The sequence below is a fragment of the Parapedobacter flavus genome (genome assembly GCF_035818675.1).
In the GTDB taxonomy this organism is placed as follows: Bacteria; Bacteroidota; Bacteroidia; order Sphingobacteriales; family Sphingobacteriaceae; genus Parapedobacter; species Parapedobacter flavus.
On the sequence record NZ_JAYKZZ010000001.1, the window covers coordinates 186,398 to 202,883 of the forward strand.

Annotated in this window: 14 protein-coding genes; 6 read left to right on the plus strand and 8 right to left on the minus strand. The window is 42.2% G+C overall.

Translation table 11 applies throughout. The features are described 5' to 3' along the window. The first annotated feature begins 83 nt into the window (after positions 1 to 83). The 4 genes from U9S71_RS00855 (at position 84) to U9S71_RS20960 (ending at position 4,943) form a co-directional block, all read left to right on the plus strand. Entirely contained in the window at positions 84 to 1,256 is a 1,173-nt protein-coding gene (locus U9S71_RS00855) for a glucosidase family protein (RefSeq protein ID WP_326324489.1), read from the plus strand. 64 nt (positions 1,257 to 1,320) lie between these two features. Next, entirely contained in the window at positions 1,321 to 3,150 is a 1,830-nt protein-coding gene (locus U9S71_RS00860; RefSeq protein ID WP_326324491.1) for a class I mannose-6-phosphate isomerase, read from the plus strand. Continuing rightward, complete coding sequence (locus tag U9S71_RS00865; RefSeq protein ID WP_326324493.1) at positions 3,128 to 4,513, plus strand: sugar porter family MFS transporter; 1,386 nt, start codon at positions 3,128 to 3,130, stop codon at positions 4,511 to 4,513. Before U9S71_RS00860 ends, U9S71_RS00865 begins: the two co-directional genes overlap by 23 nt. 106 nt (positions 4,514 to 4,619) lie before the next feature. Beyond that, the gene (locus tag U9S71_RS20960; protein ID WP_436410294.1) at positions 4,620 to 4,943 is read left to right on the plus strand and encodes a LytTR family transcriptional regulator DNA-binding domain-containing protein; all 324 of its coding nucleotides are present in this window, start codon (positions 4,620 to 4,622) and stop codon (positions 4,941 to 4,943) included. On the opposite strand, the gene U9S71_RS00870 is transcribed toward U9S71_RS20960, so the two are convergent. From U9S71_RS00870 to U9S71_RS00900, 8 genes are all read right to left on the minus strand, one after another. Then, entirely contained in the window at positions 4,908 to 5,171 is a 264-nt protein-coding gene (locus tag U9S71_RS00870) for a DUF4369 domain-containing protein (protein ID WP_326324494.1), read from the minus strand. The two genes, U9S71_RS20960 and U9S71_RS00870, sit on opposite strands and share 36 nt — an antisense overlap. 29 nt (positions 5,172 to 5,200) lie before the next feature. Then, a complete protein-coding gene (locus tag U9S71_RS00875; RefSeq protein ID WP_326324495.1) occupies positions 5,201 to 7,948 on the minus strand; it encodes a porin family protein in 2,748 nt (915 codons plus the stop codon). A gap of 92 nt (positions 7,949 to 8,040) precedes the next feature. Further along, entirely contained in the window at positions 8,041 to 9,288 is a 1,248-nt protein-coding gene (locus U9S71_RS00880) for a DUF4934 domain-containing protein (RefSeq protein WP_326324497.1), read from the minus strand. A gap of 12 nt (positions 9,289 to 9,300) precedes the next feature. Beyond that, positions 9,301 to 11,085: an O-antigen ligase family protein gene (locus tag U9S71_RS00885; protein WP_326324498.1), complete on the minus strand. Its 1,785-nt coding sequence runs from the start codon at positions 11,083 to 11,085 to the stop codon at positions 9,301 to 9,303. Continuing rightward, positions 11,078 to 11,515 (minus strand): MauE/DoxX family redox-associated membrane protein, encoded by a 438-nt coding sequence (locus U9S71_RS20965; protein WP_436410295.1) that lies wholly within the window; start codon positions 11,513 to 11,515, stop codon positions 11,078 to 11,080. The genes U9S71_RS00885 and U9S71_RS20965 overlap by 8 nt, the downstream gene beginning before the upstream one ends. Next, positions 11,499 to 12,545, minus strand: coding sequence for a hypothetical protein (locus U9S71_RS00890; RefSeq protein ID WP_326324500.1), 1,047 nt, complete (start codon positions 12,543 to 12,545; stop codon positions 11,499 to 11,501). Before U9S71_RS00890 ends, U9S71_RS20965 begins: the two co-directional genes overlap by 17 nt. A 37-nt stretch (positions 12,546 to 12,582) precedes the next feature. Continuing rightward, positions 12,583 to 12,780 (minus strand): hypothetical protein, encoded by a 198-nt coding sequence (locus U9S71_RS00895; protein WP_326324501.1) that lies wholly within the window; start codon positions 12,778 to 12,780, stop codon positions 12,583 to 12,585. 17 nt (positions 12,781 to 12,797) lie between these two features. Beyond that, complete coding sequence (locus U9S71_RS00900; protein ID WP_326324502.1) at positions 12,798 to 12,995, minus strand: hypothetical protein; 198 nt, start codon at positions 12,993 to 12,995, stop codon at positions 12,798 to 12,800. Positions 12,996 to 13,474: 479 nt separating this feature from the next. Here U9S71_RS00900 and U9S71_RS00905 point away from each other — a divergent pair, with 479 nt between their 5' ends. Together U9S71_RS00905 and U9S71_RS00910 are read left to right on the plus strand one after the other, a co-directional pair. Continuing rightward, entirely contained in the window at positions 13,475 to 15,439 is a 1,965-nt protein-coding gene (locus U9S71_RS00905) for a discoidin domain-containing protein (protein WP_326324504.1), read from the plus strand. Positions 15,440 to 15,554: 115 nt separating this feature from the next. Beyond that, positions 15,555 to 16,472 carry an endonuclease/exonuclease/phosphatase family protein gene (locus U9S71_RS00910; protein WP_326324506.1) on the plus strand — a complete coding sequence of 306 codons (918 nt, stop codon included), beginning with the start codon at positions 15,555 to 15,557 and terminating at the stop codon, positions 16,470 to 16,472. Positions 16,473 to 16,486: the final 14 nt, after the last annotated feature.

Here is a 16,486-nt window from a genome sequence, read left to right on the forward strand (position 1 = left end):
CAGCATGCGGACCCGATTCGCGTAGCGATCGGGCGCTAGCTGCTCGAATTAGTCAGGATACCTCGATGCAAACGGTTAAATCCATGGCGCAGGCAACCGTGGGGTCGGGATTCAACGCTGGTGATGGATATGCGGAAGTATGGATCCGTGATTACAATACCTTCATCACATTGGCTACAGCGCTGCACCCGGCAGAAACCATCGAAGAGAACCTTCGCGTGTTTTTCCGCCTGCAGGGCGAAGATGGTAACATCGTCGATGGCTTCGTTCCCAAAGAAAAAGCCCAAGCCGCGAGCGGCGGGTATACCTATATCTACACCGAAATGGAGCCCGATTATGCGGGGCATAAAAACACGGTCGAAACTGATCAGGAAAGTTCGTTGATACAAGCGGTGTATAAATACGTCTCGAGCAGTGGGAATAAAGCTTTTTTGCAAGATACCGTGGGAGGGCAAACCGTTGCCCGGCGCATGGAATGGGCCATGGACTTTCTTATGGCACATCGGTACGATCGGAAGTACGGCTTGCTATGGGGCGCTACCACGGCCGATTGGGGTGACGTGCAGCCGGAGCATGCCTGGGGCGTCTACCTGACCGACAGCACGCATTATGCCATTGATATTTATGATAACGCCATGTTCTTGATTGCACTCGACAATTTGATGGAGCTACTCCCCGAAGTGCGGCCGAAGTGGCGTGCAATCCGTGATGAGATTGCTAAGCACTGCATGGCCCATCTATGGGATAAGGAGCGTCAAAAGTTCATCCCACACATCTACTTGGATGGCTCACCCTTTCCCGATGGATTCGATGAAATGGGAGTCTACTACCATGGTGGCACTGCCGTAGCCATCGAAGCGGGTTTGCTATCACAAGCACAGGTAAAGCATGCGCTTGATCGGATGGTGACCAACGTTCGGGAATCGGGTGCCGCAACCATCGGGCTCACCTTATACCCGACCTACCCGGCGGGCAGTTATAAAAACAAGGGAATGTACCCTTATGGCTACCAAAATGGGGGCGACTGGGATTGGTTTGGCGGGCGTATGATTCAACAGCTTATCCACTACGGTCTGGTAGCTGAAGCCTATGAACAGGTACAACCGATGCTGCGCCGCGCCGTCGATAATCGGGGTTTTTATGAATGGTATACCGCAGATAATCTACCTAACGGCTCGGGGACGTTCCGTGGGGCAGCGGGGGTGCTTTATGACGCCATCGTTTTATTCGAGGAGTTTGCCGCTGCCAATCGTTGATTTGGCAACCCGAAGGGTGTTGCGTTATTATATTTATTATTACATAATTTAATTTTTTTTGTGAATGGAATTGAAGGAAAACGGTGAGACGGAAACAATCACATCGAATGCATCTGCCACATGGAGGAACACGAAACAGGAAATCATGCCCGCCACAGTAGGGGCAATGGAAAAGGGGAGGTATAACATTTATCCGTCCCATCCGCTGGATGAAGGGACAATCTACAATGGTTATGAGTCATTGGCACAATGGATCGTGAAGCAAAAAACGGTGGTCATAGACGGCTATGTAGGGGTTTTTTGGAATCGCATCGTCGAAGCATTGACCCATGAATTTGAAAAGCGGGGAACCAAGGTGAATTGGCACCGCATGGATGATTTCCTGAGGCCGGGGAACGCTATCGAACAACTCGTTCAACCCTTTTTGGGAGCAGCTGATTCGGTATGGGGTACGAAGACGTCGCTTCAGCTGGCCGATTTCTACCAAATGGATGCCCTGGCTACCCTTCAGCCTAACCCAGATTTCCCCATCAACATCCTCATCGGTACGGGTGCCGCGTTGAGTGGATGGGAAGCTGCCGTGATCTACATCGATTTACCCAAAAATGAATTGCAACACCGCATGAACGCTGGCGCAATTGCCAACTTGGGTAGATCATCCGCCGAGAAGCCAACCGCGATGTACAAGCGGTTTTATTTTGTAGACTGGGTGGTTTGCAACCAGCATAAGGCATCCGTGCTTTCCCGCGCAGATGTGTTGGCCGATGGGCAAGGGATCGACTGGTTGACCTGGGCGTATGCGCAGGACATCCGTAACGGCTTAAACGCACTTAGCCAGTCGGTATTCCGGCCGCGACCATGGTTTACGCCCGGCTCGTGGGGCGGACAATGGCTCACGGAGCATATCCCGCAAATAAACCAGGAGGAACCCAATTATGCTTGGTCTTTCGAGCTCATTGCGCCTGAGAATGGCTTGGTTTTCGAGCATCATGGCGTGCGATTGGAGGTCTCCTTCGATTGTTTGATGATACTTGCCGGAGCACAGGTCTTGGGTAAACACCATGCCCGGTTCGGCAATGAGTTCCCTATCCGGTTCGATTTCCTCGACACGTTCGATGGTGGCAACCTGTCTATCCAATGCCACCCCTCACTGTCGTATATCCAGGAACATTTCGGCGAGGCGCTCACACAGGATGAGACGTACTATATGCTGGACTGCGCACCGGATGCGAAAGTGTACCTGGGGTTTCAAGACAACATAGACCCGACGGCGTTCAGGCAGGAATTAGAACACAGTTTGGCCAACGATACGGAGGTCCCGATTACCGATTATGTACAGTCATTCCCGGCTCAAAAACACGACCTATACCTCATTCCAAACGGCACAATTCACAGTTCCGGGCAGAACAATTTGGTGCTTGAGATCAGTGCGACACCCTATATTTTTACGTTCAAGATGTATGACTGGTTGAGCAAGGACTTGAATGGCAATCCCCGGCCGATCAATATCGAGCATGCTTTCAATAACCTGCGGTTCGACCGGAAAGGGGAAATGGTACCGCAGGAACTCATTTCCAAACCTTATGTCTTGGAACAGGGTGCCGACTGGAAGACCATCCATTTACCCACACACGCGGCACATTTTTACGACGTGCACCGAATCGAGCTAGAAAACACCGTGACGGTGCAGACCCACCACGCCTGCCATGTGCTGATGCTGGTGGAAGGTACGGAAATACGGGTTAGGGTCGGTAACAAAGAAACGGTATTCCAGTATGCGGAAACATTCGTTATTCCGGCTGCGGTAGCTCAATATACGCTGATCAATACCAGCGGGGCGACAGTCAAAGTAGTGAAAGCATTTGTAAAAGATGATGATGAAACAACGCCATAGATTGCCAAAAATCCTCTGGTGGGCCTGCGCCGTCGCGGCGCTGGGAGGCTTCCTGTTTGGGTTTGATATGGCGGTGGTATCCGGGATATTGCCGCTGGTTACGAAGCAGTTTTCGCTTTCGGCTTTCCAACAGGGTTGGTTCGTCTCGTCGGCATTGGTGGGATGCATAGCGGGGGTGGCGGTATCGGGCGAACTCGGTGACCGGTACGGCCGACGTCGGGTATTGCTGTTGGCCGCTGTCTTGTTCCTGGTGTCTGCCCTGGGGTGTGGGCTGTTGCCCACGTTCCAATCGATTATCATCGCTCGTATATTGGGTGGCGTAGGCGTGGGTATCGCATCCAGTATGGTGCCGCTGTACATTTCAGAAATTGCTCCCGCCAACATCCGCGGGCGACTGGTTACCTACTACCAATTGGCTGTTACATTAGGGATTCTGGTGGCCTACCTCAGCAATGCATTCTTGGTTCAGGCCACTACCGAAGGGGTTGCCCGCTGGGTCAGTATATGGTTCCAAGACGAAGTATGGCGAGGCATGTTTATCGTAGGTGCGTTGCCGGCATTGGTGTTTTTGTTGGGCTTGTTGGGCATTCCCGAAAGCCCACGTTGGCTGTTGCAGAAGGGGCAAACAACCGCGGGGGCAGCCTTGCTTACCCGGTTCGTGGGGCACGCCGAAGCAACAGCTGAGCTGGAAAGCAGGCGCCAGCAAGGGCCACGCCAGGGGTCTTACCGCGATTTGTTTTCACCGCGGTTGCGCAAGCCGCTCCTTTTGGGATTGCTCCTGCCGTTCTTCTCGCAGTTCTGCGGCATCAATGCGATTATCTATTATGGCCCCAGCATACTGAACGATGCAGGTGTAAGCCTATCGAACTCCTTGCAAAGCCAGATTATTTTCGGTGCGGCCAATCTCGCGTTTACGTTGATTGCCGTATGGAAAGTGGACCAATTGGGCCGACGGCCACTCTACTTGATCGGTACGGCGGCGGCGGCACTGAGCCTGATGGCTGTTGGTCTGTGCATGTATACGGAAAACACACAGGGTTTGCTGTTGTTGCTTTCCGTTGTGATCTTCCTGGCCAGTTTCGCTTTTTCAATCGGCCCCCTCAAATTTGTGGTCGCCGCCGAGATTTTTCCCGCCCATATCCGCGGTAGGGCAATTGCGCTCAGCATCATGGTCATGTGGGTGGCCGATACCGTTATCGGGCAACTGACACCCGTATTGCTGGAAAGCATCGGTGCGGGTTTTACGTTCTGGTTTTTCGCATTTTGGTGTATACTCGCTTTTGTGGTGGTTTATCGGTTACTACCCGAAACCAAGGGCAAGTCGCTGGGGGAGATTGAACGCCAATGGACAGATAAAAAATGAAATGCCGGACAAGTGGGGTTTTTGAATGAAGGGCATTTGGTTTTTGGAGGAAACATAGTATTACTTATATACAAGCACCTACATTTATTTACATCAATAGTGAATTATGAGCCGTTTAATAATCAGAACCAAAGGTAAGACAATCGTTGTGAATCCGCTGGATGTGTTGTACTGTAAAGCGTCGGGTTCCTATTCTGTTCTTTTTCTCAACAATAGTGTTGACGAGCTATGCACCAGTGTTAATCTCAGTTGTTTGCAGAGAAGGATGGAGTCATTATCGTATATGGTCAGGGTTAGCAAGTCATTGTTAGTAAATATTGGATTTGTTGAATGTATCCATCATTCTCCAAAGGAAATCGAGTTAAAAAATGGCGAACGGATGCCGTTTACAATGTCAATCAGCGCACTTGAGGAAGTGTTTAATACCTAGTCCAACAACCCCCCGCAAACTTGTGCCGACACCCGAAAGTTCAAATTTTCCGTTTTTCAATTCCATCGAATTGATATATATACTTTTATTAGATTGATATACCAAATAGACAGTTGCCGGAATATTCAAGTTACTTACCTTGCCTTTAATCGTAAACGATTCCTGTTGGGCAAAAACCGTTGTCGTCATCAAAAACAGGGTGCCTGATATTAATAAAAGTGTTCTCATAGTATGGCCATTTATTGTATTCGTTATGGTTATTTACGGAAACCGAATCTGCGTGGATAATAGGAAATTCCAAAAATAAAATATTGTTGCAAAACGTTTCTATTTCCTGTAACAAGCACACCTTCTTGATTAAAGTTAACGATGGAAGTGTTTTGACGTAATAAATCCAGGGCTGAAAGTTTAACCTCTAAGTTATTCCCCTTGAGTAGCCGATATGCGACATTTGCGTTCCATATATTATAGTTAATAGCGGCTGAGCCTGTAGACATATTTTTGGAAAACGAGATATTACTATTCGTCGTTAATCTTTTGTTGACATGGTAACTTATGCTAAAAGCCGTCGAAAAATCGGTATTCTTAAACAAAGCTCTTTCATTTAAATCCTTGCTGAATGAGTTCGTTACGGTTTGTATTGCTTCAACAGCAATGTTTTCGTTAAGAGTGAAGTTTACGATTAATCTATTGTTAAAATAATCTGTATACCACGTGTTATAGGTGTCATTTATATTGGTTTGTCTTTTGCTGTGATTATAGCGTGTGTTATAGTGGAGCTGCATTTCACTTTCTTTTAATTTTATGGATTTTTTTATCCGTCCCGATAAATCATAAGTGCCATTATTACTATTATTTATTGCTTGTTTTGTTCGTATATTTTGGGCGTCGATCAGAATCTTATCGATTATTCCGTTTTGGGCTCTATTATAGCTTGCAGCAAGTTCATATTCAAAATTATTTTTCCTTTCGTTGATATGTTTAAACTTCATACTAACAGACTCCACTCGCTCTTCTTTTAAACCCAGATTTGCAATCTGTATGCTATATATGTTCATGCTGTCAGTCAGCGGCGCTATTTGCCCGATACTAGGAATAACCGTTCTGTTGTCATAACCCAGGACGACGTTTCTTCGGTATTCGCCATATTGGTTATCTGAGAAATTTACTTTAAAGCTGGGTAGCAAGCTTGTATAGGTGCGATTTATATCTTGAAAATCCTTATCCGATCGGTTGTTCTGATAATAGAGTTGCCCTTTTACACGGAAAGAAAAACCCCATGATCGATCAAACCTATTGGTTAAACTTTTGCTGATTGTTTTATGGAGCATCAATACGGGCTCGTATATCAATGAATTATATTCTGCTACATTGGTGAGGTACTGGTTAGGCAACAATCCGTTTGTTGCACCGTCATAATCGTATACTCTATTGTTATTTTTATTGTTTTCTACCAGCAAGCCATTCTCCATGTTAATATCAAATAAGTGAAAACGGTTTACGCCAAGAATCAGTTGAATAATATTTGGCAAATTGATATTTATATTTTGGGAGATACTTTGCGAGCGGGTGTTATAATTGCGACTAAAAAGTTTGTTTTTTGTTGAATCATTTATGGATTGAAAAGATGTAAAAGATTCCATCTTATTGCTTTTTTCGCTAATATTCAAGGAATAGTCAACATCGACACCGGAGAACCTACTTTCAAGGTCCCAAATATTTGGCTCATATCCCAAAGCTGTGTTAAAGCCATAGGATTTTTCATTACCATTGTTCGAATTGGTATTGGTACTTTGACTAACGATTTGTCCATCATCATTTGATGAAATATTAGTGCTATGGTTGCTAGACTTGTTGTGGTCCAAATTGACGTTTTGAGAAACGATAAAATAGTATCTGTCTTTTGCAAACTGATAATCCATGTTAAATTGTTGGCCTGTGCGGTCAGCAATATTGTGGTCACGTTTATTCTCTAAAATATTGCCGTGATTGTTTACTGCAGTTGTTGTCTGGCTGTTTCCTTTTTGTTGAATCTGGTTGTTTTGAAGGAAGTATTTACTACTTATTGCATTTTTGTTTTGAGTTTTAGCAACCGGATCAACAAAATCGTATTTAAACGTATACCCGACTGAGTTTGGTTGGTTTATGCCGGATGTTCTGAAATCCGGCATATAATCTATCTGAACCCCAACTCCTTTGTATGTACTGTTTCTCAGTAGCGTATTGATGCTGCTTGGGATTTTGTTTACATTGTTGCTGGCTCCTCCAAGCGAAACCTGTAGTTTTGGGGAAAACGCGTTAAAGTTCAGGTCTGTTTCGAACCGATTGCCTGTACCGTATCCTCCTCCTATTTTGCCAAAATAACCAACCTCTTTGCCTGGCTTTAGCTTCAGATTCATGTTCAGACTCGAGTCCAGTAGGTTCCTGGAATTAGCCAACGTGTTGTATACTTGTATCTTGTCTACAGCGTTTTTTGGTATATTTTCTATTGATATCTTCGGGTCTCCACCAAAAAATTCTTTCCCATTGACGAGCAAGGTTTTTATTTCCCGCCCATTTACCGTAATTGTTCCGTCCCCCCACAACGTAATATTGGGTATTTTTTTCATCAAATCATGTACAACGGCATTACTATCTAATGCAAAAGCAGCGGGGTTAAATTCCAATGTATCGCCGTTCATCTGCACAGGGGGAGGCGTAACGGTCACTTCCTCTAGTTCGTTTATTTTTAAGTCAATGAATACCGCTCCAAAATCATACGTGGACGTGGTATCCGGAAAAGTGAATTTCTTTGAAAATTGTTGGTATCCTATGTTGCTTATTACTAATTTTAAATTGGTCGACGTAGGAATGTCTTTAAACAAAAATTCACCAAGATTATTGCTTACCTGATAGCTGACAACTTTGCCGTCAGGTACGGCGTAGATAGCTACAGTGGCAGACTTGATGGCATGGTTATGTACACTATCTCTGATAAGCCCTTTAACAACCCCTGTTTTTTCCACCGTGTTATTTTGAGCAAAGACGGGTAATTTAAGGAGGCACATAACCAAAATGAATGCAGGGGGTATTAGTTGCATCTATAAGGGCATTTCATTTATTTTTTGGGTTTCAGTTGGATAATAACGGGATTATCTTTTTTGTCGCCGTTTTTAAAGTAATTTTGCATGGCAGCAGGATAATTATATCCCTTCATTCTGACCTGTTCGTGATAGCTAAACAGCTCCAATGAAGACAAAGAAGCGTATAGGTATTGTCCGTCATATTTCTTAAAATCATTATCCCACCTGCCTATTACAGGAAGATGATGTGAAAGGCTATCAGGGTCCAATCTATTCAGAGAAATCAGATAATCATTTTCGAGATCATATACAAAGGAACCGTTTCTTCTAATATTAGCGCTAAGGGAACCGCATTTAACATAAAGGTACTTTCCGATTTGATAGGTATACCCAATGCCAAATATGTTTTCCGGGTTTTTAAAGAAATAATCCAATTTTTTCCCGAGATACTTCTTGTTTCTGTTGAAATCATAGGGTATCGTGTTCGTGCTTGGAAAAACCAGCGTGTAGGCAATAGAAATGCCTTTACTAGTTATTTGGTATATATTATAATCATAATACCTTACGGCATGTAACACCTCGGGATTATCGGTTTCTATAAAGCTTGGCCCACCGACAGCAAAATCACCTGTTTTACTATATTTTCCCGTATCGATCTCGAAATATTTACCAAGTACCTGTGTGTTTTTCAACAAAGCGTATCCATAAAGTGCTTTGTCTTCGCTTTTCTTGTTTTGGTAGTAACTGACGAGTTTGACGGAATCTTTGAAAATGTATTCTTGTGTTGATATGTGGGCATTGCTGTTGCGATTATAGTGATCGATTTGTTTTGCATTCGTGTCAAAGACGTAAACATTACTCGCCGTACGTATTTCGATCATATAGTCCGAACTTTTTTTGTATAATTCAAAACCATATACATCAATATCTTCTGGACTTAATCTACCTCCGATTACTTTACCCACGTCTATTTTGGTCTTATATTTGCCCTTTCTGTCAAATAGCAATATGCATTTCGTGTCATGGTCAAACACGATGAACAGGCTTTCGGTAACTTCCAATTGACCAATATCTCCAAAAACACTTTCTTTCGTTGTTTCCAATGGAATGAAATTTATTTCATCAAAAACTTGGGACATATTTCCGCCACTGGCTGTTGTTGGATCTATTCGTAGTGTTCTGATAGTTGATGTATCCACCGGACTTTCCTGTCCCTGACTATTATTTACAACGAGCAAAATCGCTACTACCACCAATAGCGTATGTAAAATATATGATCTCATGGTTAAATTTAATCAACGATGACCGTATTCACAATCAGTCATGTTTTTATCTAAATCTTTACTTATTCGTGCGATTTCATTTTTAATAAAATCAACTTCTTTAGAGGGTATTTTTATTGGCATATTCAGCGTATACTTTGCCAAATGTTTCGCTTTATCCAGGTTGAGATTTTTTTGATAAAGCTTTAGCAGTTCTAACCGATTGCTGAATTTGCTTGGTATATAGTTAACCAACCATTCAAAATTCTCGATTGCCTTTTCGTAGTTTCCTTCTTCTACATAAAGATACGCAAGATTCTCTATACTTTCCTTTGAGATAAAGTTCCTTTTTGCCTTTTCGATAAGAATGATTGCTTTTTCGATATCGCCATGATGTTCATAAATATAGTTACCGTACTCAGCTAAAAATTTACCGTCATTTTTTAGTTGGGATAAAATAGAGCTTATTTCAGACTTTCCATCGGTTATGGACACATAAGGAGGGTTTTTTATATCCACCCAGTTATGGATTGCCTCATACTTTTGATAAACGAAAAACAGTGCAACAAAACAAGATATGAGGATGAGTTGTTTTGAGAATGATATTTTTCCTGCTAATAGGAAGCGACCCTTTTCTAATATCTTCCAAGAAATTGCTGCATAATATGCAGTTATCAATAGTACGACATTAATATGAAGCGTGTAATAGGTTAAGGAACATGCTAATATGATAGTGAACGTTGTTTTTATCATTTTTAACAGGTCAATTTCGGCTGGTATTGCTGGTATTCTAAAATAAAAAAAACGTACGATCAGGTAGCATAATAAAACAAATAGAGGCGCACCAATGGAAAGAAATAGTTGGACAAATTCATTAAAAATTACATACGATTCACCCGCATTTAAAAAGTAGCCGAGATCCGGCGAGGTTACTATACTAAAATAATCTGCTTGCCATTGTGGATAGTACCACGTAAAATTCCCCAAGCCAACACCACTAAACCAATATTCCTTAACATTTGAAAAAGCGATGTCTAACATCAACACTCTTCCAATAGATGAATCTTCTTTGATGTGGAAAAGGTAGTTTAGCAGATATAAAAAGAGCAAACTGAAAGCGAAAAGCAGTGACACTTTGACATATATGGATTGCCGCTTTATCCAATTAAAAAGGACAGGAAAACAGAAAGCCAGAAAAACGGCTATCATAGCAGTTCTAGATTTCACAAAGAATATGATTAATAAGATTGCTATTACGTATAGGCTAAAAAGCAGCTTATAGTATCCGCCACTAAGATTTTTACTAGCCAAGTATTGGCATAAAGGTATAAAAACAATACTATAGATGGCAAAAACCCCGGTATTGTAGAAGCTAAGCTTGTCACTCATTTCTCCAATATATAAATGATATGCAGTGTATACGAATTGAATTAAATATAAGAAAAGGACAATATACATTATCTGCTTTAGCCGATGTAGCGAAAGAGATTTAAGAAGGAAAAAATGAACAACAAATGCAGCCAGAACGGAAGCATATTCATTGCCGCTATCTATCCAATAAAGATGAAAAAAAAGGGGGATTATGATTAAGATAGAACTATCGTCATCGTCGAATATAGAAAGCAAAGACCATATGACGGTTGCAATAGCTATTGTAAAAGCAATCGTATAGTTTCCATGTTCATATGTTTCAAAATTGAATGCAAACGGATAGTCGGTTAAGGAGTATATAAAAGTTCCTATAAAAGATAATATTACTGTAGCCTCTTTGCTGATTTTAATAAAATGCCGATATGTTAATAGATTGATGCTACTCATTTTTTAAATCGAATCTATTGGCAAAAAAGAGCCCTCCAGATATGACTAAGAATGCCCCATTAAAGTATATATGCTGAGACCAGGACAGCGCTTCAATAAATCCGCCACAACTACAAGGTAAGTATGGGCTGAAATTAAACATCATCAAGAGGTATCCTGTGAATATAAAGAAAAGGAAAAAAGAAAGAAGGTATCCTATATAGGTCGTTTTTTCAAAGAACAAAGAAAAAGGAACAAAAAGCTCTATTATTATAATTAAAATGCCTACTGTTTTTGCATCTATATTTGATAAAAATGGAGATTTCTCGAGATTGTTTATAAAGTAATCAAAATTCGATGCTTTTGAAAAGACAGAGTATGAAAATACTGCAAATATCAAGCAATGTAGGAAAAAAAGTAAATATTTCCTATACTTATAGACTAATATCATAGACTAATATCTTGTCTGTATACTGTAGTACCAAGGTGTTTTCATCTGCAAAAAAATCTATAATACGATTATTGTCAATTCGTTTAAGGTAGATAGTGCCAACATATTTTAGTTCATCCTCAATATCGTATACATCAATCAGGTCACTGGTTCCTCTTGGAAAATTATCTTTGTCATTATCCGCGCTCACATACGAGTTAACAAACAAAAAATTATCGAATGTTTGTACCAATTGATTAACCGGCCTCGGTGCCTTAACGAACTTTGTGATAGTCCCATTTCGAATGGTAACCGTTTTAGGCTCTGTAGTTATGGTATCGATTGTATGATATAACAACTCTTTATTAAGACCGGAGTCTATTAATGCAATCGTATTATTATAATAGTTGACATACAATAGATCTCCGTTATATTTTTGCAAAATACCGTCGTCAGTCATCGACCGCCTTATTATATTGCTCGACTTTATAATATGCTCTTTACCATTTTCGTCAAATTGAATGTGGGTCAGAATGGTTTCATTCCTTTTGTCGCCCTGTATGAACGTATAAAAGCTGTTTTCTGAAGCCCTGACTGCTTTTTCAAAAAATGTTGTAAACACGAATATTGACGTTATTTCTTGGGTCTTGGTATCGAATACGAATATTTTATTGTCATTATTACAATGTATATCAATAAGCTTTTTATCATAGGGGGGTATTGATATACTAAAAATGTTTTCCGGAATTATTTCATTGGGTAGTTGAATGGTTTCTTTCGTATGATCGGGGTTAAATACAACCAAGTTGCTTGCATTTAACTCGTGAATGATGACTTTATCATGATCTGCCCCAACAATCCTATAATATCCTTTATTAAGACCGTATTTTTGTTCAAGAGATAGGTTCAGCGATAAAAGCTTTCTTTCAAAGCCCCCATTTTTCAAATACTGATCGCTTATTCTATTTGTTGAAAAATTATAATAAAGAAAGGCTAAAACGGCCATTGATATTGCAATACCAAAAATTATAAGGTATATGTGTCTTTTCATAGTAAAGGTTTAAAAAAGGGGCTACACGCCCCTTTTCTTAATCAATAATAATGGTGAGAACCCCCGGGATAACTTTATCTTTCAAAGGCCAAGGCAAATGAACAACCATACAAGTGTTTGAGTGCGGAGCCGCACACTCTCCGTCATTTCCTCCTTCAACGTCTGCTCTAACGTTGTTAATTGTAAATGCAGCAACGATTGCAGCAGTTAACCCTAAAATTGTTTTCTTTTTCATGCTATTAACGTTTAAAACTATTCAATGTGTAATACTCCTTTTTTGGATGATATCAATTGACCATCTTTGTTGTAGATGTTGTAGCAAGTGTTTGAGAGAGGTTCTTTACATTTTCCTCCACTACCCCCACCTGACTCAGTGTCTGCCATAACGCCGTTAATTGTAAGCGCCGAAATAATTGCGAGGGTTAATCCTAAAGCTGTTTTCTTTTCCATGATGTTAATAAAATTTAGCGAAAATAAATGACCTGCAAGCTACAATACCGTTTCTGTTTAAAATTTAAACCGATTTTTGAGCCTGTATTGCACTGCAAATATTCTATTTTATTAATGGCAAATCAAAGATATTCAGCTGATTATTTGTTTATGCGCCCTGTTGGTTTGTCAATAGAGGCTGATTATTTGTATTGCTATAGTATCGCAACTCTAAGTATACGATTGCTCCGAAATCGTACTTGTGCTAACACCGTATGAAAGGGTTGCTGAAGGTTGGCGGATCTTGATACTGAATCTGAATCTAAAAATAGTGCCGCCATTTATGATAAAAACTCCCCTTAACAAAACTAAACCAATGCTTTACAAAGTATGGGGTGCTGGGGTCGTTGATAGAAGACTGGAAAACTATCTTTGAAGAAATTGTTGTAAACAAGCTCTAATAAATAAGGTAATATCACTAACAAAATTGAAAAAATCTGATGAATATATCCGTTAAGATAACTTGCCTGGCCGCCTTGTTATCCTTTGGATTAACGATACCATTATCGTGCACCAACCTGCAAGTCGGTGATATCGACGATGTATTGCGGCAAGCCGGAGGAAACAGGGGAGAGTTGGAGTATGTACTTGCCCACTATTCCCGAAACCCAGAAGATAGCCTGAAACACAGAGCGGCGGAATACCTTATTAAAAATATGGCCTTCCATTATTCATTTGTGATGGATGAGACCATTGAAAACTTCCATGCTCAAATAGAGCATGCCATGGACAGCTTGCGGGATGCACCTTTCCCTATCAAGGACAGCGTTTACCAGACTATATTGTTAAAAAATGAAAACCTTAATTACAGGAAAATAGCAGATGCGAAAGTTATTACGGCAGAATACCTAATCAGTAATATCGAGCATTCATTTAAGGTATGGAATAACGAACCTTGGTCGCAGCATCTGTCATTTGAGGAATTTTGTGAGTTTATCCTGCCGTACAAAGTGATTGAAGGGCAGGTGTTGGATGATTGGAAGCAGTTCTTTTATGAAAGATACAACAAACTGTTAATGCCCCTGAGTTATTCGTCAATTTATTCAAACAGCTCGTACAATGCGGCAAATACAATCAATGCGGCGCTGCGGAATGAGATGCACCCAATGTTGAATTCGGAAAGCCATACACCCATCATTAAGCTAAAGACATTGCTAAGTATCCCATCCGGACCCTGTAATGAGTACGGGACGTTGGCCAATGCCGTAATGCGAGCAAACGGCATACCCACGGGTATGGATTTCACCCCGCAATGGCCGTTCAGGAGCCTGGGGCATTCGTGGGATTTTCTTCATGAAAATACCAAGAAAAATACGGTATTCGAAGGGGCTAACTCGACTATTGGAAGCCCCCATAAGAAAGATCACATCATGGCCAAGGTATATCGGCGTACATATGGAATAAATAAGGAATTAGAGTTGTTGATCAAAAACGAACAAACTGTTCCCCGGATCTTTTCGACACCGTATATTCTAGATGTCACGGACGAATACATGTCAACCATTGATATTGAATTAAACGTCAAAACGGATAATGACTACGTGTATCTGGCAGTTTTTAACAATAGGAACTGGGAAGTTTTAGCTTGGGGAGAAAACAAACGGGGTAAAGCGAGTTTTAAAAGCATCGGTAAAGACGTGCTCTACTTGCCCGTTAATTACGGCTATGATGGCGTTGAGCCCATCGGAGCCCCGTTTATCGTCTATTTGGGTAATAAAATCCAAACGATCAAAGCCGACACCTCACGAAAGCAAACGTTGAAACTACAGCGGAAATTCCCGTTGCTTTCGGCGGCCTATCGTACCAACCTGAGAAAAATCGGTGCTAAGATCCAGGGCGCCAACCGGAGCGATTTTAGCGATTCGGTGACGTTCCACGTGTTTGACAACTTCGAGAATGAGGTGGCGCTCAATCCGGAACGGAAGCGATATCGGTATTGGCGGGTATTGTCTGCACCGCATGGTCATTCGAACGTCGCCGAGCTGCGGTTTTTCAAGCGGGGGAACGCGCCTGTCGTAGGCGACATTATGGGCACAGACGGGTCTTTCCGAACAGAGGACGGCTATACAAAACAGGCAGCTTTTGATGGCGACCTGTTAACCTTCTTCGATGCTCCGAATGGTTCGGGTAGTTGGATTGGCATGGATTTCAAGGACTCGGTCGCCATTGACCGTGTAACATGCATTATGCGCGGGGATGGAAACGAGGTTGAAATAGGTGATGAATACGAATTGGCCTACTGGATGGAGGGACAGTGGGTTTCGCTGGGAAAGAAAATCGCAAAAGACCTGGTCTTGGAGTTTGCGAATTGCCCGTCTGATGCGTTATTCATTCTTCACAATAGAACGAAGGGCAAAGAGGAACGAATATTCACCTACGAAAACGGACAACAGGTGTGGTGGTAAATGTTTTTAACGCCAGCCCAGCGCTCCATTCCGAAATATCACCAGTTGTCCGATGCTTACAATGACAGTTTGCGAAAAATAGGAAATAGTTTAAACGATTTAGCTTAACTTTGACATGATGAAAAGACGTTTTATATTATTTATACCGGCCGTTTGTTTTGCATTAATCGGCTATGGTCAGCAGTTGAAGATAGCGTCATACAACGTGCGCAACCAAAACAGCAATGACGCGAAGCAGGGTAACGGCTGGGAACAGCGTTTACCCGCTATCTGTAACTTGGTGCAGTACCATAATTTTGATATCTGGGGTGCCCAGGAGGTACTGCATGGCCAATTGGAAGACCTGCTGGGTTGTTTGTCCGACTATACCTATGTAGGTGTCGGCCGCGACGACGGCAAAACCAAGGGCGAATACGCACCGATTTTCTGGAAGAAGGATAAATTTGAGCTGCTGGAGTCGGGGCATTTTTGGTTGTCAGAAGAGACCACCTACCCCAACAAGGGATGGGATGCCGCACTTCCGCGGATATGCACCTGGGGGCATTTCAAAGAGAAGGAGACGGGTACGGTTTTTTGGTTTTTCAACCTGCACATGGATCACCGGGGTGTAGTGGCCCGGGAGAAGAGTGCCGCCTTGGTACTGGAGAAAATACGGGCCATGGCCTCATCGGATCCGGTCGTGCTAACCGGTGATTTCAATGTCGATCAAACCCATGCGAACTACGCCGTGATCCACGATTCGGGCCTATTGGTCGATGCGTACGAAGTTGCGGCCTTACGGTACGCACCAACGGGTACATTCAACAACTTCGACATCAACCTCAAAACCAACAGCCGGATCGACCATATCTTTTTAAGTCCGACGATTCAGGTTGAGCGCTACGGGTTGCTCACCGATTTTTATTTTTCCACTACCGAGGTGCCCGCAGATTCCGTCAAATCGGCCAACTTTCCCGATGAGGTTTCACTGATTAAGCACCGGGCGCGGCTTCCTTCCGATCACAACCCGGTGGTCGTAACCGTAAATTTTTAATTATCCATTACGCA